This is a genomic window from Streptomyces sp. 5-10 (genome assembly GCF_014712245.1).
Lineage (GTDB): Bacteria > Actinomycetota > Actinomycetes > Streptomycetales > Streptomycetaceae > Streptomyces > Streptomyces violaceusniger.
The window spans coordinates 155,021-171,829 of record NZ_JACVYG010000005.1; the positions used below are offsets into that span (position 1 = coordinate 155,021).

13 protein-coding genes are annotated in these 16,809 nt (G+C 73.5%); 7 read left to right on the top strand and 6 right to left on the bottom strand.

The window, feature by feature from the left end; all coding sequences use genetic code 11:
• The first annotated feature begins 54 nt into the window (after positions 1-54).
• On the top strand, positions 55-948 hold the full coding sequence (locus tag IEJ02_RS08445; RefSeq protein ID WP_317985758.1) for an ROK family protein: 894 nt from the start codon (positions 55-57) through the stop codon (positions 946-948).
• A gap of 53 nt (positions 949-1,001) precedes the next feature.
• Positions 1,002-1,826, top strand: a complete 825-nt coding sequence (locus tag IEJ02_RS08450; RefSeq protein ID WP_191064163.1) for a MerR family transcriptional regulator — start codon at positions 1,002-1,004, stop codon at positions 1,824-1,826.
• A gap of 132 nt (positions 1,827-1,958) precedes the next feature.
• Here IEJ02_RS08450 and IEJ02_RS08455 read toward each other — a convergent pair whose 3' ends face one another.
• Genes IEJ02_RS08455 through IEJ02_RS08470 form a run of 4 tightly spaced genes read right to left on the bottom strand, consistent with a single transcriptional unit; the run spans position 1,959 to position 6,429 of the window.
• Positions 1,959-3,380: a hypothetical protein gene (locus tag IEJ02_RS08455; RefSeq protein ID WP_191064164.1), complete on the bottom strand. Its 1,422-nt coding sequence runs from the start codon at positions 3,378-3,380 to the stop codon at positions 1,959-1,961.
• A gap of 43 nt (positions 3,381-3,423) precedes the next feature.
• Positions 3,424-4,950, bottom strand: a complete 1,527-nt coding sequence (locus IEJ02_RS08460) for a hypothetical protein (protein WP_191064165.1) — start codon at positions 4,948-4,950, stop codon at positions 3,424-3,426.
• Positions 4,925-5,746, bottom strand: a complete 822-nt coding sequence (locus tag IEJ02_RS08465) for a hypothetical protein (RefSeq protein WP_191064166.1) — start codon at positions 5,744-5,746, stop codon at positions 4,925-4,927. The genes IEJ02_RS08460 and IEJ02_RS08465 overlap by 26 nt, the downstream gene beginning before the upstream one ends.
• Complete coding sequence (locus IEJ02_RS08470) at positions 5,743-6,429, bottom strand: hypothetical protein (protein ID WP_191064167.1); 687 nt, start codon at positions 6,427-6,429, stop codon at positions 5,743-5,745. The genes IEJ02_RS08465 and IEJ02_RS08470 overlap by 4 nt, the downstream gene beginning before the upstream one ends.
• Before the next feature lie 334 nt (positions 6,430-6,763).
• Here IEJ02_RS08470 and IEJ02_RS08475 point away from each other — a divergent pair, with 334 nt between their 5' ends.
• Entirely contained in the window at positions 6,764-7,471 is a 708-nt protein-coding gene (locus IEJ02_RS08475; RefSeq protein ID WP_191064168.1) for a 4Fe-4S cluster-binding domain-containing protein, read from the top strand.
• 406 nt (positions 7,472-7,877) lie between these two features.
• Here the strand turns inward: IEJ02_RS08475 and IEJ02_RS08480 are convergent, their stop codons facing one another.
• Positions 7,878-9,035 (bottom strand): macro domain-containing protein, encoded by a 1,158-nt coding sequence (locus tag IEJ02_RS08480; protein WP_223863577.1) that lies wholly within the window; start codon positions 9,033-9,035, stop codon positions 7,878-7,880.
• A 242-nt stretch (positions 9,036-9,277) separates the two neighbouring features.
• On the opposite strand from IEJ02_RS08480, the gene IEJ02_RS08485 reads away from it, so the two are divergent.
• The 4 genes from IEJ02_RS08485 to IEJ02_RS08500 are packed head-to-tail and all read left to right on the top strand — an operon-like array spanning position 9,278 to position 16,117.
• Positions 9,278-11,755 carry a protein kinase domain-containing protein gene (locus tag IEJ02_RS08485; protein WP_191064170.1) on the top strand — a complete coding sequence of 826 codons (2,478 nt, stop codon included), beginning with the start codon at positions 9,278-9,280 and terminating at the stop codon, positions 11,753-11,755.
• On the top strand, positions 11,752-13,392 hold the full coding sequence (locus IEJ02_RS08490; RefSeq protein ID WP_191064171.1) for a hypothetical protein: 1,641 nt from the start codon (positions 11,752-11,754) through the stop codon (positions 13,390-13,392). The genes IEJ02_RS08485 and IEJ02_RS08490 overlap by 4 nt, the downstream gene beginning before the upstream one ends.
• Before the next feature lie 2 nt (positions 13,393-13,394).
• A complete protein-coding gene (locus IEJ02_RS08495) occupies positions 13,395-15,491 on the top strand; it encodes an AAA family ATPase (protein ID WP_191064172.1) in 2,097 nt (698 codons plus the stop codon).
• Entirely contained in the window at positions 15,488-16,117 is a 630-nt protein-coding gene (locus IEJ02_RS08500; protein ID WP_191064173.1) for an FHA domain-containing protein, read from the top strand. The genes IEJ02_RS08495 and IEJ02_RS08500 overlap by 4 nt, the downstream gene beginning before the upstream one ends.
• Before the next feature lie 54 nt (positions 16,118-16,171).
• Here the strand turns inward: IEJ02_RS08500 and IEJ02_RS08505 are convergent, their stop codons facing one another.
• Complete coding sequence (locus IEJ02_RS08505) at positions 16,172-16,798, bottom strand: RES family NAD+ phosphorylase (protein ID WP_223863578.1); 627 nt, start codon at positions 16,796-16,798, stop codon at positions 16,172-16,174.
• Between the last annotated feature and the right edge of the window lie 11 nt (positions 16,799-16,809).

Sequence of the window (16,809 nt, forward strand, 5' to 3'; positions counted from 1 at the left end):
TCACCGCGAAGGCTGACGAGCCGGGAGGCGACCATCAGTCATCTGGGAATCGACGTGGGCGGCACCAAAGTGGCGCTGCGCCTCGAACGCGACGACCTGGGCATCCGCGAATCCTCCTTCCGCTGGCCAGAGCCCGACGGTACGGGCGCCATCACGTCCGGCGGCGCCACCCGCGACCTGGAGCTCCTGGCGCGGCACATCAGGGAGCTGTGCGCGGGCCACCCCGGGCGGCTCACCGGCGTCGGGGTCGCGCTGCCCGCCACCCTCGACGCCACCGGCACGGTCACCGCCTGGCCCGGCCGCCCCGGCTGGGCCGGAGTGGACCTGCGGGCCGCGCTGTCCGCGCTCTTCGGCGAGGCCGAGGTGCGCTGCGCGGACGACGGAGATCTGGCCGCCCTCGCCGAAGCGCACCAGGCGGGCTGCCCCGACCTGCTCTACCTCGGCGTCGGCACCGGGATCGGCGGTGGCATCGTGCTGAACGGGCGACCCGTCCCCGGCGTGGGCCGCGGCTCCTGCGAGGTCGGCCACCTGATCGTGGACCGCGACGGCCCGCTGTGCGACTGCGGACGGCGCGGCTGCGTCCAGGCGGTGGCCTCGGGCCCGGCGACCCTGCGCCGCGCGGCCCGGCGGCGGGGCGAGGAGGTGGCCTTCACCGCGCTGCGCGAGGCCGTGCGGGACGGACAGCAGTGGGCCGTGGCGGCGCTGCGGGAGAGCGGCCGGGCCCTGGCCGCGGCCGTGACCGGGGTGTGCGAGCTGGTCCATCCCTCGCTCGTGCTGATTGGCGGAGGGTTCGCCGCGGCGATGCCGGAGCTCGTGGCGATGGTGGCCGAGCGCACGACGGCGCTGGAGCGGCCGGGGCATCCGCTGCCACCGGTCCGGCCTGCGACACTGGGTGGGCTGTCGTCACTGCACGGCGCCGTTCTGCTGGCCAGGGGGTTGCCGGACTGATCCGGCCGCCCCTTGACCCTCACACCGTGTCAGGCGCTGAACTCGGAGCCATCATGTTCACCATCGGAGACTTCGCCCGGCACGGCCGTGTCTCGGTCCGGATGCTGCGCCACTACGACGCCACCGGACTGCTGCGCCCGGCCCATGTCGACCCCGCCACCGGATACCGCCACTACGCGGCCGCCCAGCTCAGCCGGCTGAACCGGATCATCGCGCTGAAAGAGCTCGGCTTCACCCTCCAGCAGGTGCGGGACATCGTGGACGACAAGGTCGGCACCGAGGAGCTGCGCGGCATGCTGCGGCTGCGGCGGGCCGAGCTGGAGGCCACGGTGGCCGCCGCGGCGGCACGGCTGGTGCAGGTCGAGGCGAGGCTCCGGTCGATCGAGAGCGAGGGGCACATGCCCACGAACGACGTCGTCATCAAGACCCTCCCCGCGGTGCGGGTGGCGGAGCTCACCGCGACCGCCGCCGGGTTCGACCCCCAGGACATCAGCCCGGTCATCACACCCCTCTACAAGGAGCTGTTCCGGCGCCTCGACGCGGCGGGCATCACCCCGACGGGCCCCGGTGTCGCGTACTACGAGGACGCCCCGGAAGGCGGTGGCGCCGTGACCGTCCACGCCGCCGTCCAGGTCTCCGCCCCGCTCCGGGACGGTGCGGACCTGCGGATCCTCGATCTGCCGCCCGTCGACCAGGCCGCGACCATCGTCCACCGCGGCCCGATGGACGCCGTGGTGCCCACGGCCCAGGCCCTGGCCCATTGGATCGACGGCAACGGCTACCGGTCGGCCGGCTACCCCCGCGAGATCAACCTGGAGTGCCCGGAGAACCGCGACGAGTGGGTCACGGAACTCCAGGCACCGGTGGTCCAGATCTGACGACGGGCCGCGACGGTACGGCGGGCCCGGCCGTGCGAAGGGCGGCCACCGGACCGGTGGCCGCTCGGCAGGCGGGCCCCCGGCAGGTGGCCGCTCAGCCGGACGAAGCGGTCAGGAAGCCGGACGAGGAGGTCAGGAAGCCGGTGAGCGGTTCCTTCCGCGGAGGCGGCCCGCCCTGGGCGGTTCGGTGCGCGGGTCCACCCCCAGTTGCTTCAGCTGCTCGAAGTCGGCCGTGTCCATCTTCTCCAGTATCTCCAACTGCCGTGCCAACGCGTCGGTTTGACCATCGACATCGTCATGCCGTCTGAGCGCGGCCGCCGTGGTGATGTGGAAGCGGGCCAGGGCCACCTTCAGACTGCGGCTCTCCAGGATCATCCGGTAGCGGGTCTCCTCCGCCAGCGCGTCCTGCACCGATCGGACCGGCCGGGCGAAGAACAACGTGACGATCTGCCCCACCCCGAGCGCGCCGAGGACGGCGGGGCTCTGCCACCCGATACGGTCCGGCAGGAAGACGCCGACGAGCGACAGCAGAAGCGCGCTGGCCAGCAGACAAGTGCCCAGCCCCAGAAGGAACTTGCTGGCGAAGCCCACGGTGTGCTGCGCTCGCCGGAGGCGTTCGGCGGTCTGGATGCGATAGTCCCGCATCCTGGCGTCCTCGTAGGACAGGATGCCCTGCTTGTCCTGGATGTACGAGGAGTAGCCCACGAACTCCGCGTCCCCGCCACGCGACAGCCGCCGGTCGTCGTCCGGCCGCGAGCCCAGGAAACGGGCCAGTTCCGCCAGACCGGTCATCACCTCGGTGCGCAGCACACGCTGGCAGAAGTCCAGGGCCGTCAGATGGCGCTCCAGGGTCCTGCTGGCGGTGAGCGCGTCGGAGACGACGAGCTGCCGCACATCGTAACGGGAGCGGATACCGGTCAGCAGCAGCTGGACCTTGATGTCGGTGAGCACACCGATCACCACGACATGTGTGGTCTCCTGTTGTCCCTCGCCCAGCAGACCGTCCAGCAGCGTCGTCAGCGGCGCCGGTTCGCTGAGGTCGGGGCGTCCGCCGGAGCTGTGCTGGAAGTCGAAGAGGGTGTTGGACCGCACATGGTGGACACGGAGTTTCCCGCCCCAGCCGTTCTCGGCGTCCGCGGGCGCGCGCAGATCCGGGGCCAGCACGTCCGTGAGCCCGTCGACGTACGCCGCCCCCCAGGTGTCGGCCTCGCAGTGCGCCCCGTACTGCCTGCGTTCCAGGTCGTAGGTCTCTCCCGGGACATGCCAGTCACGGATGTTGATCAGATGCAGGACCCCGTCCCCGTGTCCGCGCATCCGGGAGCCCACGGTGGCGTCGAGGAAGCGGGCCAGTGGCGAACGGCGCAGCTCCGCCTCGGACAGAACGCGGCGGTGGCCCTCCGCGCGGAGGGACGCACCGCTCTCGCTGTCCAGCAGCAGCTTGGAGACCGCGCTGTCCGGCAGGGACAACTGGCAGTCCAGGTTCAGGAAGAAGTCGTTCTGCAGACACTGTGTGATGAGTACGTACTGCGACGGTGCCGTCGGCTCCATCGCCACCCCCCGTGGGTCTCCGTATGCCCTTTCGGCGTGCCGCACGCCCTCAGTGCGGCAGCAGTGGCCACTGACTGGACAGCCGCATGGCGGCCTCCGTGACCGCCGGATCGCCGGACTCCATGGCCACGCCGTCCAGGTAGGCGTGGGCCGCCGCTTCGTACAGCTCGTCGACCGCGTAGAGCCGCGCCTCATGGGCCGCGCGGCGGGCGCCCGCGCGGGCGCCCACGGTGGCCTCGGCCTCCCTGGCGCGCTCGGAGCCGGCGAGATCCGTCTCGATGTCCTGCTCCAGCTTCCGCAGCCGCTCGGCCGTGGTCCGGTACGCCGCCAGATACGGGTGCTCCTCGCCCAGCCCGATCAGGAAGGCGATGCCACCGGAGAGCAGCAGCAGCGCGACGAACATCCAGGACACGCTGTGCGGGTCCAGGTGCAGGGACTCGATGAGGCTCGGTGGGTCGCTCACGCTGTCCCCGACAGCCGCTTTCACATCGGGCGGCAGATCCAGCGGAGGCTCCTCCCGGAACGCCACCTTGGCCCGCAGATCCCCCAACGCCCAGGCGCCGTACGCCCAGATGCCCAGCAGGGCGAGGGCGGGCACGGACGACAGCCGGACCGCGCCGGTGGCGGAGCGGCGCCGCAGGATCCAGCCCGCGATATGCGGGGCGAGGATCATCGCCACCGCCACGGCCACCATGAGGCTGTAGGAGAGCAGATCGGCGAACCGCCCGACACCGTGCAGATTCTCGAACACCGAGTAGTAGACGGGCAGTTCCACCACGATCAGGGCGGCCAGCACCCCGAACTTCATCCAGCGCGGCATACCGGGGCGCGCCGCCGCGCCCTCCCACGCCGCCCTGGTGGCCAGGGCCCGCTCGGCCGCGTCCGCCTCCGCCACCGGATCGTGGTCGGACACCGCCTGCCAGCGGGTGTGGCCGCCGGTGCTCTCCGGCTCGTCCTCGCGCCGCGTGGCGCCCGGCCGCTCGGGACCGGTGGCGCCGCCTGCGTCGGTGGGCATACGGGCGCGCAGCCACCGGCGCTCGAAACCGCCCCGTACGGTGTCGCGGAAGGTCTGCCACCGATCGGCCCGCCGCGCCAGCCGGTCCAGCTGGTCGGTGGTCACCGCCTGCTGCTGCTCCAGGGCGGCCCGCCGCCGGCCCGCCCGCTCCAGCCGCTCTCCGGCGGCGGTGGCGGCCGCCCGCACCCGGCTCGCCTCCAGCGCGCCGTCCTCCTCGGCCCGCGCCTGCTCCTCGGCGAGCCGGTGTCTGACCTTGTTGCGCAGACTGGCCAGCTCGGCGAAGTAGGGCACCCGGTCGGGGCTGGCCAGCACCCACGGGTCGAAGACCTTGCGCGTGGCCGCCGAGGCGCCCTGTTTGCGCGCCCGGTCCAGCAGCCAGGCGCTGTCACCGGCCCGGATGAGATCCGAGGCGACGGGCTCGGGCTGCGGCAGCGCCCCGTCGGGGAACCGCCGCGCGGCCGTCCGCCCCCCGCGGCGCCCGCGGTCGGCGTCGGCCCTGCGGCGGCGCAGCCTCAGCCGCCGCGGTGCCTCGTCGTCACCGGCGATAGGTGGTGTGGACATGTGCCTTCACCCTCCCCTCCAGAAGCTCCGTCCAGAAGGAGTTGAACTGCTCGTACCGGGAGGTGTCGGTGCCGTACTTCATGCCGTAGCCCACCGGGTAGATGTCGGCGCCGGACAGCTCCGGTTTGCCGTGCGACTTCAGGAAACCGTCGATGACGGTCCGGCGGCTCGCGGCGGTGGACAGGTCCTGCCGCCCCAGCCGGAAGTCGGTGTCGCCCTGGTCGAAGTCGCTCACCACCAGGACGTCGAACGAGGCGTCGTCGCCCGACGGCTTGGACAGCGCGATGCGCGACAGCCCCCCGAGCACATCGGAGCCGGGCTCCTGCTCCTGGGCGCAGCGCAGCAGCTTCAGGGCGTTGGAGAGGGCCACCGCGCGCATGGTGGTGCGGGTCCGCTCGCGGTCGGCGGTCTTCGAGGTGTTCGGATCCAGGTCCAGCGGGCTGACCTGGCACTTGGACGCCTCGGACACCTTGGTGATCGGGGCGAAGGACGTCTTGCGGCACTTCTTGTCCGCCAGGAACGTCTGGAGGGTCGCCTTGAGCTTGGCCTCCGCGTCGAAGCCGGTGCGGGAGGCGTCCGCCGAGCCGGAGCCGTCGACCACGACGCCACACGTCTGGAAGTAGCGTGACGGCTCGTCGGAGCCGCAGGCGGTGCCGGCCGCCGCCAGGGCGAGCACCAGCGTGGCGGTGAGCGCGCGCCGCCGGTTCCGGCGCCGCCGGGCGCCCGGGCGCTCCGGAGCGGGGCTGTGGCCGGTGGGGCTGTGGCCGGTGGGGCTGTGGACGGTCTGGACGGTCATCGCGCGGTCCTCCCGTCGACGCGGTCGGTGTTCTGCCGTTCGAGTATGTGCAGCGCCCGTGAGGTGGCCGTCCGGGCGCTGTCGTCGTCGGCCAGCAGCCAGACGTCCGGCTGGTACCAGGACCGGTCCAGCTCCACCCGGCCGGGCAGCCAGTCCCCGGGCGGGCGCCTGGGGAGCCGGGAGAGCTGGGGGTGGGTCTCGCGCACCGCGTCCCAGTAGCAGGCCAGTCGCTGATTGGCCTGGTCGACGACGGCCTGTGCTTGCGACCGGCACCGGTCCACGCTGGTGCGCCACTGACCCATCCAGTGGCCGTACCGCGCGAGCGCCGCGGGCCGGGGGTCTTCGCGCACGTCGTACTGGGTGACCACGCGCACCGACTCCGCGCGCAACCTGCTGAGCAGGGCATGCTCCCGCCCGATGAGGGCGGCGCGCATCTGCTCGGTGGCCCGGCGGACGCCGGTGCGCACCTCCATCACATACGGGGTGATCAGCAGCTCGGGAGCCGGTGGCTCGATGGGCGGCGATGGCATCTTGTCCCGCTGCTCCTCGGGCGGCGCCGGGAGCGGGATGCGGGGGACGCCGTGGGCGCCGTCGCGCCTGCCCCGCCATCGGGCCGCGAAGCGGGCGGTACGGCCGAGCCTTCCCCGGCGCACCACCCCGTTGACACTGTCGGTTGTGATCATGGAAATGGATCCCCCGATTTCCCCGGTGCGGAAATTCCCGCTCCGGACAGCCGCATTGCGGACAGTGGAATTCCGCTTTCTCTCGCAAAGGGCTCGCAGTCGATGTGGATGACGATGGCGGTGTCGTTGTCGATTCGATTCCCTGTCAGACCGTATCGATGAGGTCGTACCCGGGAATGCTCCCCATAGGACACGATCCTGAAAACGCCCGGAAGTCGACCGGAGAACGCCCTCGTTGATGCCTGACGCCGGGTCATACTGGAACGGTTCCGGGGCCATGCCTCTTCGATCATGAATCTCGGAACACGACCTCGGGGGAATGGGAGATGGGTCGGTGGAGAACGTTCCAGAGTGCGCGGAGCCCAGCCTCCGGATCAGTCAGACGCACTTTCCGGTGGAGACCCTGGGCCCGGGGCGACGCCTGGGCATCTGGTCCCAGGGGTGCGGGCTGGCCTGCGCGGGCTGTATGTCCCGGCACACCTGGGATCCGCTGGGCGGCGCCTCCCGTACGGTGTCGTCCCTGCTCGGGCTGTGGCGCGAGGCGTTGGCCCGGGGCGCCGACGGGCTGACGGTCAGCGGCGGCGAGCCGCTTGACCAGCCCGCCGCTCTGGAGGCACTGCTGGCCGGGGCGGTGCGGGCCCGTGCGGAGGCGGTGGCACCGGGCGGCCCGGCGGCGGGCCGCGAGATCGACATCCTCCTGTACACGGGATACGAGGAGGAGGAAGTGGAAGCCGACGCGGCGCGCTCCGCCGCCGTCCGCCACGCCGATGTGCTGGTGACCGGACGCTTCCGGGTGGCCGAGCCCACCGCCCTGGTGTGGCGCGGCTCGGCGAACCAGCGCATGCGGCCGCGTACGGCGCGGGGGTGGGCGCGTTACGAGGAGCACCTGGCCCGGACGGAGAGCGGGCCGCGTCTGCAGATGGTCGAGGGGGACGGCGATGTGCGGCTCTACGGAGTGCCGCGGCGCGGCGAACTGGCCGCGCTGGAGCGTCGGTTGCGCCGGGCGGGGATCGCCCTCACCGGTGCGAGCTGGCGCCCCTGAGCGGGGGCGGCCGCCCGGTCGGCATGGCGTGAGGTGGGTCGGTGGGCGCTGTGTGCCTCCGGCCGGTGGGCATGGCGCGCGGTGGCACGGCGCGAGGTGGGTCGGTGGACACGCCGTGCCCCCGGCGGGGGGTCGGCATGGGGCGCGGCGAGCCCGGCGGCTGTGGCCAGGGCCGCAGCGGGCCGGGTGGTGGTGGCCGGGGCGGTTGCGGGCCGGGTGGTTGTGGCCCCGGGAGCTGTGGACCGAGCAGTTGTGGGCCGGGTGGTTGTGGCCGGGGCGGTTGTGCGCCGAGCGGCTGAGGCCGGAGCGGTTGTGGCCCCGGGAGCTGGGGTCCAAGCCGCGGCGGGCCGGGCCGCTGGGGCACCGGCAGTCGTGGTTCGGGCGGCCGTGGCGCCCGCCGCTGTGCTCACAGCGCGCCGACGGCCTCGGCGATCTCCCGGCTGCGCACCACCAGGTGCACCCGCCAGCGGGCGTCCCGGGCGAGCTCGTCGCGGATCGCCCAGCGCAGCCAGGTCGCGCTGACCGCCGGTGTCAGTCCGCCCCGGCCCGCGCCGAGCAGCGGAAAGCAGATGGAGGACAGGGCGGGCTCGTAGCGGTCGCGCTCGGCCCGGGCGAGCGCGAAGCACGCGCCGACCGCGCGGGCGATGCTCTCCGGGCGGACCTCGTACGTATCGTCCAGCGGTGTGGCCACCGCCGCGTGGTAGATCCGCCGGACGCCGCGCGCGGCGAGCGCTCCCGGCGAGGTGGGCACCACCGTGCCCGGCCGGATCGGCAGCCCCGGGCGGCCGTGGGCGCGCAGCCACGCGGCCAGTTCGCGGGCGAGCACATCGTCGACGATCTCCCCGGCGGGGTCGCGTACGGCGGCGGCCAGGCGCAGCGCGCCGGAGACGGTGGGGCGGAAGGTCTTGGACATCTCCAGGTAGACGTTCTCCGAGGAGACCAGCACCTCGATGTCCCGCAGCAGTTCGATGGGCGAGACATGCAGGGTGAGCGTGCTCCGCGCGTCGACCGGCACGCTGTCGACCCGCAGCGGAGGCTCCTGGCCGATCCGGCTCACGGAGGGGCCGCGGCCGCTGCGCGCGAGTGTGCTCTGCCCGGCCGCGCTCGGTCCGCCGGGGAGCTGGGCCCCGGCGCCCGGTCCTGGTCTCCGCCCCGTCGAGCCCTGTCCGCCGGAGAGGGCCGGCGGCTCGCGCAGGATGGTCAGTACCGCCTCGGCGAGCTGCTGGATGACCTGCGTTTCCTGGTGCTTGCGGAACCGCTCGGGGGTGACTCCGTACACGGCGGCGGCCACCTTGCGGCGGTCATGGGCGGGCGCGCCCCGGCGGTCGGGGAGCAGCCCGAAGGTGTGGGCCGCGGCCTGGCCCAGCAGATCCCGCTCGCCGAGGCGCCGTACCGCCTCCTTGAGCAGCGCCTCGATACCGGCCGGGGCGTCGTCGGAGCCATCGCAGAAGCCGCCCGCCACGGCTGCGGCGCGCAGCGCCGGCCGATCGATGCTGCGCAGATCTGGCAGTCCGGGTCTGCGTATGCCTTTGAGTTCTTCCAGGAGTTGATCGTATGTGGGCAAATTTGACTCAAATGGCTCCTGACTCATGGTTACCAGGCTAGCGACCGGCCGAGAAAGAGGAAATCGGTGTCCCGGCGGCCGTTCCCTGCCGGGCTTAGTACCGCCGGTAATTCACCCGTGCTGGAACAGATTTCCGATATCCGGGGTTCCGCTTTCTTGATCCACGGCCCGGCGGCCCCCGGCCGCCGTCGTCGTCGCCACCATGAATCCGACAACGCCCGCCCGTTCACGAGGTGACCTTTGTGACCCATCCGCACGAGCAACCGCCCCCCACGGAATACGAGGACGACGAGGAGTACGGGGTCCCCGGGGAGCCCGAAGATCGGCGGCGCGCGCACGACGCCGGGCCGCCGCCCACCGAACACGAGGAGCCGCCCCCGTCGGCGGCCGCCACGTCGGCCGGGCCCACCGAGGACGAGATCCCCTCGGCGGCGTCCGCGCAGGCCGCGGACGGGGGTCGCGACCTGCGCGGGGACACCGGAGCGCTGCCCGTCTCGCTGCGCGGCCGGTTCCGCCTGAGGGCCGTGCTGCGCCGCCCCGACCATCCGCACCAGGCGGCCGTCTACCGCGTCGAGGACGACCGCGGCAGCCACATCCTCAAGTGGTACCACCGCGGCCACGCCCCGGACCGCCGGGTGTGGGAGCTGCTGCGGGACCGGCCGCGCCGCCACCTCACCCACTTCACCGAGACCAGCGACACCGGGGCCGACGGCCACCCGTACGACCTGGCACCGTCCTACGGCGAGACCGACCTGGCCGGATATCTGAGGGACAATCCCGGCCCGGCCGACCCCGTGCTCATCCACAGCGTCGTACGGCAGCTGCACGAGGCCCTCACCACCCTGCACGAACTGAACATCGTGCACCGGGACCTCAGCCCCGCCAACGTCGTGCTCGGCAGCCTCGACCCGGCCGCCCCGGACCTCGTCCTCGTGGACTTCGCCGTCTCCGCCCATGAACCCGGCGAGCGCTACACCCGGGACGAGCGCTGGGTCGGCACCGCCCTCTACATGTCCCCGCAGGCGTCGCTGCGCCACCAGCTGATCCATCCGCCCGCCGACTGGTGGTCGCTCGGCATGATCGTCGCCGAGATGGCCGGCGGGCGCCACCCCATCCGGTTCACCGACAACGACTTCGTCCGGGAGGAGATCAGCTCCCGCGCCCCGGATCTGTCCCTGGTCACCGACCACCGGCTGCGGCTGCTGTGCCGGGGGCTGCTCACCCGCGACCCCGACCACCGCTGGGGCACCGACGAGGTGGCGCAGTGGCTGGTGGGCGGTGCGCCGCCGGTCGCCCCCTGGGAGACGGGCGCGGCCCCCGGCGCCTCGGATCCGGCGGACCAGCCGGACATCGAGCCGTTCGCCTTCCTCGACGAGCGCTACACCCGGCCGAAGCAGCTGGCCCGGGCGTTCAGCGAGAACTGGCGGCCCGCCCGGCAGCTCCTCTCCCGGCGGCGTGGCCGCGGTGAATTCACCCGCTGGCTACGGCAGTTCGAGGGCGCACCCGGCCGCGACGCCGAGGAGCTGACGGCGCTGCTCGGCCTCCTGGAGCCGCACCACGCCGCCGCGCCGCCGCGTGAGCCCAAGCCGGCCACGATGGTGCGGCTGATCTCCTGGCTCGGCCCCACCCTCGACGCCTCCTACCGCGGGGTGCCGCTGGACCACGCGGGGCTGGGCGATCTGCTGCGGGAGGCCGGGCGCGGCGATGAGTTCGCCCTCTCCGTCGTGGAGGACCTGCGGGACCACACCATCCTGCCGCTGCTGGACGCACGGCCCGGCGGCGAAGGACTCGCCGAGGTGCAGCAGCGCTGGCTGACGGCCCGCTCCCGCTGGCAGCACACCGTGGACGAGGCGCTCCAGGCGTCGCCCTGGCTGCGCGACCGCCGCGCCGAGGTGCGCGCCGCCACCCGGCTCGACCGCTCCCGGCTGGCCGCCCTCCTCTCGCTCGCCGCGGCCCCCACCGCGCACCGGCGCAGGCTCCAGGAGCGGACCGCCCGTATCCAGGCGGCGTTCCCGCAGCCGGTGGCCTGGTACGGCCGGTTGCTGCGCGACCCCGACGACCTGGTGCGGATGCAACTGGCCGAGTGGCTGGCCGGGTTCGCCGAGCAGGAGTCCACACAGGCGCAGGGCCGGGTGAACGACGAGCGCGCCCTCCTCCGCCAGGAGCGCGACCTGGACGTGGCCACGCTGTGGGTGCGCAGACAGGACATGCTGCCCACGCTCGGCTGGGCCCTCGGCGGAGCCGTCGGCCTCGTCTTCCCGTGGCCCCTGGTGCTCGCTCTGAGCGATCTGGCGGGATGGCCCGGTCAGCGCGCGGTGCTGACGGCATGGATGCTGACCGCCCCGGCGACCGCCGCCGTGCTGGCGCTGGAGCTGTGGACGGCGTACCGCATCGGCAGCCCCGGCTACCACCCCGACCGTTCCCTGGCCGGGCTGCTGATCGACCGTGCGCGGCCCGTGGCCCGGTTCATCCGCCGCCCCGGCTCGCGCTTCCCCGTCCAGGGCCTGCTGCTCCTCCCGGCCATCGCCCTGTTGTGGGCCACCGTGGCCTATGCCCCCTGGGCGTGGCCGATCGCCACGGTGGCCGCTCTTCTCTGGTGGACCTGGCACCGGACGCGGTGCTGGCGCCGCTATGTGGCGGAGCTGCGCGGCCGGGACGGCCGGGTCCGCCCCGGCCGGCCGAGGGTGGCCGCCCCGCCGACGTCAGGGAGTGTCACATGAGTTCAGGACAGGCGATCCCCAGCATCGGCGAAGTGATGCCGGATGTGTCCTTCCCCCAGCCTCCGGCCGCCGATACCCTCCAGCACACCGTTCAGAACACGGTGCAGGACACCGTCCAGAACACCGGGGTGCCGCACCACACGGTCCAGGGCACCGGCCTGTCGGACCACATCGGCACCGGCGTCGGCCAGCACATCGGCGACGCCGTGCAGCACGCCGGCGGCCATGCGCTGCACGCCGCCATGGACCAGTTGCACGACCTGATGGTGCCCGCCCTGATCGGCCTCGGCTCGCTCAGCGGGGCGCTGCTCGTCGGCCGCGCCACCATGGCCGGGGCGCAGGTGCTCGCGGCCGCCGCCCTCCGCGCCGCCGAGTACCAGGACGAGCTGCGACAGCGGCAGTTGGACGCCCGGCAGGCCGCCGAGTGCTGGCGGGACGCCGCCTTCGCCGCCGTCCGGGCCAACGCCCGCATCGACACCCTGCGCGCGCGCATCCGGCGGGCCGCCACGGCCGCCGGGCCCGACGGGCCGCCGGAACCGCCCGACCTGCCGCCGCCGCTGGCCCTGACCGGCATGAGCCTGGACGAGGTGTGGCGAAGGCTGGCCGACACCGACCGCCGGCTGCGCCACGCGGAGGCCGCGTACGCACGCGCCACCATGGAGGCCGCCGCCCGTCCGGTGGCCGGAGCACACCCCGCGGACACCGGCTGGCACGCCACCCTGCGCGCCCGCCGCGTCAAGGCGTTGGAGGCGTACGAGGGGGCCGCCACCGAAACCGAGGCGCGCGATGCGCTGCCGCAGCCGCCGCCCGCCGCCACCGCGGCGCCGAGTGAGGAGGAGGCGCTGCGGCTGGGCGCGGACCTGCTGGCCATGCTGCCGCGGAATGTGGCGGTGGCCGACTACCGGCTGGTGGAGGAGAAGGTCACCGTCGCCGCGGAAGTGGCCGCCCAGCGGCCCGCCGCGGCCAAGCGCCATCTGCGGGAGGCCGCCCGGTTCGCCGAGCGGGTCACGCGCGAGGCCGAGCGGCGGCAGGAGACCGAGGAGTGGGCCGCCCAGCAGCTCGCCTTCCTCCGCGCCGACCACCCCGGCACCCCCGTTCCGCTGCCCGACGCCGGGGCGGAGATCGCCGTCCTGGAGCGCTTCCTGCACCAGGGCGGAACGCTGGAGGAGGCCCAGCGCGCCCGCGTCGCGGCCCGCGTCGGAGAGCGGGTCGACGCGTATCAGCGGATGTACGCCGCGGAGGTGATCCGCGCGGCGGTCCAGCGGTCGGAGCCCGATTCGGCCGGATACGCCACCTCCGGAGCGGTGCAGTTCATCGACTGGGCCCCGCCGGGCTGGGGGGACGAGCACTGGCTGCGCATCAGCGTGGACGCCGGCGGCACCGCCCGGGTCGCCACCATGCACCGCGAGCGCGACCCCGCCGAGGAGACCGACGACGACCTGGACCTCGACTGGCAGCGGTGCGTCGAGGCCCCCGACCATCTGCGCGAGCTGCGCAAGCTGGCCGAACGGGCCGGGCTCAGCGTGCCGTTCGAGTTCGACGAGCCACCCGCGCGGCCGGTCCCGCGCACGGCGGCCCGGCCCGCCCATGACCACCGCACCGGACCCAAGGTCCGCTACCGTGACCAGGAGACGTGAGTATGACCGAGGCAGCCACCTCACCGGGCCGCGCGGACCGCAGCCTCCCGGCCTTCGCCGAGGAGCTGGTCGGCACGCTCAGCGTCCACTCCCAGTACGTCCTGCACGGCAGCATCCGGGACATCCACCTCGTCCGCCACGACAAGGACCCCGACGAGGGCGGCCCCGAGCGGACCTACGACGCCCACCACACCCTCACCGAGGTGCTGTGGAACGCCCTGTGGCAGGAGGGGTACGAGGCGCTGATCCGCTTCGACATCGCCGACGGCTTCACCGTCGTCGCGGGCCCGGCGGCCAAGGAGGTCCGCGAGCTGCTGCACGGGCGGGACGCGGCCAGACCCGGGCGCGCCCGCCGTGCCGACACCCCCGTCCACCTGGCCGACGCGGAGCGGATTCTGGGTGACATCATCACCGGCTGGAAGCAGCAAGGGCGGCAGCCGAAGACACCGGACGGTCGGCCCCGCACGGACACCGCTCAGCGCCAACGGCCCTACCGGGTGGTGGTGTTGATCGACTACGCCGCCCGGATCCCCACCGATGTCACCCGGCTCAGCGACGCGGAGCGGGACTTCTTCCTCAACTGCCTGAAGCTGGCCGAGGACGCACGGCCGATCTCCTCGCCGGACAGCGGACGGCGGCTGTTCAACCCCGTGATCTGGCTCGCCGACGGGGAGCGCGATCTGCCCACCTGGCTGGTGGCGGGCAGCGAACGGGTCCGTACCATCGGCATCCCACTGCCCGACCTGGGCAGCAGACGGCGCATGGCCGAGCTGCTGGCCGAGGAGCACACCGCCGCGTCCGCGTCGGCGCCCGCGGACAGCGGGGACAACGAGGACAGCGGGGACAGCGGGGACGACGGGCCGGTGCGGCTCGACAAGCGACGGCCGCCGGACGAGCACGACCTGGACACCTTCGCCCGCGCCACCGCCGGGCTGACCCTGCGCGCGATGCGGGAGAGCGCCCGGATGGCGCTCGACCGCGGGCTGTCGTTCGCCGAGATGCGGGACGCGGTCCGGGTCTACCAGCTCGGCGTCAAGGACAACCCGTGGCAGGCGGATTACATCCGCGAGCAGATCAAGAAGGGCGAAGCGGACCTGCGGGCGCGGGTGAAGGGCCAGGAGAAGGCGGTCGGCAAGACCCTCGACATCCTCAAGCGCGCCGCGCTCGGCCTCTCCGGCGCCCAGGCGTCCCACCCCGGCAGCCGGCCGCGCGGTGTGCTGTTCTTCGCCGGGCCGACCGGCACCGGCAAGACCGAGCTGGCCAAGTCGGTGGCCAAGCTGCTGTTCGGCACCGAGGACGCCTGTCTGCGCTTCGACATGAGCGAGTTCTCCGCACCGCATTCGGTGGACCGGCTGCTCGGCGCACCGCCGGGATACGTGGGTTACGAGGCGGGTGGCGAGCTGACCACGGCGGTGCGCAACGACCCCTTCCGGGTCGTGCTGTTCGACGAGATCGACAAGGCCGACAAGGGGGTGCTGGACAAGTTCCTCCAGGTGCTCGAGGACGGCCGGCTCACCGACGGGCAGGGGGTCACCACGTACTTCAGCGAATGCGTGCTGATCTTCACCTCCAACCTCGGGGTCAGGAAGCGGACCGGCGAGGGTGGCCGCGAAGGGCGGGTGGCCGAGCCCGGCATGCCGTACCACCAGCTGGAGGAGATCATCCTGGCCAATGTGAAGGAACACTTCGTCGAGGAGATCGGCCGCCCGGAGCTGATGAACCGGCTCGGCGGCAATGTGGTGGTCTTCGACTACATCGACGCCAAGGTGGCCGCCGAGATCTTCGACTCCCAGGTGGGCAACATCCAGCGGGTGCTGCGCGAGGATCAGGGGGTGCATCTGCGCCTCTCCGACGAGGCGCACCGGGCGCTGTCCTCCTACTGCACGGCGGATGTCGACAACGGCGGCCGGGGCATCGGCATGCTGCTGGAGACACATCTGATCAACCCGCTGGCACGGGCGCTGTTCGACCAGGAGCGACTGGCGGGCACGGCGGTCACCGTCACCGGTGTGCGGCCCGCCGCGGACGGGACGGTGGCGCTGGACCTGCGGGTGGTACGCGCCGGGGCCGCGGGTCCCGGCCCCGGCGGTGGCCGATGAGCGGTGGCGCCGCTCCGGCGGGCTGGTGGCGCGAGCCGGACGACGAGGAGGGGGAAGCACCGGCGGAAGTGGCCGAACCGGCGGAAGCGGCGGACCCGGCGGGAGCGGACGCGGCGGAGAAGGCGGACGAGGCGGACGCGGCGCGGGAGCCGGAGGCGCGGGCCGAATCCCCGTCCCGGCCCGCGCCGACCCCGGCCGGGGTCGAGGTGTCCGCGCCCTGCTGGAACTGCCGTAAGCCGGTGGCCCCCCGGGACACCCGCTGCGCGTCCTGCGGCCGTGCGCGCACCCATGCGCTGCTGGTCTGCACCGAGCCCTGTCTGGAGCTCCGGCACGGCCCGGGACCTCCGCTGCGCCTGGGCCGCCACCCGGACTGGGCGCCGCGGACGGCCGCCGCGTTCGACGGCTGGAACAAGGTCTCCCGGCGTCATGCCTCGATCACGGTGGAGCCGGACGGCACCGCCTGGGTCGAGGAGCCCGAGGAGGGCACCCGCAACGGCACGTATCTGAACGGCGCCCGGATCGCGGCGGGTGTGCGCACCCCCGTCCACGACGGCGACCAGCTGCGGCTCGGACTGCGGGTCAGCTTCGCCGTACGGCTGTACGGACCGGGGCCCGGCACCGACTGAGCGAGCCGGTGCCGGGCGGGGTCGCGGGGCGGACCCCCGTGCCGCCCCGCGCGCTCATGTCCGCATACCGGGCGGAATGATGACCGCCCGCAGCGGTGCCAGCAGCTGGTTGGCCTCGCCCGCCCCCTCGAACGTGCCCAGGTTGTGGGCCTGGCCGGGCACCGCCTTCAGCGGCTCCTCGCCGCAGCGGTCGCCGAACAGCACCAGGGCGGGGTGCGGGCGGTGCCGCCGGGACTGCCACACCAGCCCTTGCGCGTCCGGCACCTGGCGCCGGATCTCCCGCGCCCAGGCGCGGGTCTGCGCGTAGTCGTCCGTCTCCAGCAGCCAGGAGGTCTGGAACACCGCGGCCAGGTCCTCCTCCTCGACCAGCCGCACCAGGACCAGGTCCTCGGTCACCCGCACCTTGGACAGCGAGCGGGTGGCCGCCCGCGCCCACGGCACCTGACGCCGCCCCTCCGGCCCGGTGAACTCCATGTCCCGCAGCATCACCTCGGCGAGGGTGGTGGTCGGCTCCACGGCCGCGTAGAGATACGGGTACCGGTCCTCGGCGGTGGCGTCGAAGCGGTTGCCGCCGAAGAAGGAGTGCGCGGGCTTCGGGTTGAACTCGGTGCAGGCGTAGGCGGTTTCATGGCACCGCCACAGCTCGGTGCCCGCGCTCAGGACGAACAGGTTCGGGCTCATGCGCGCGCCCT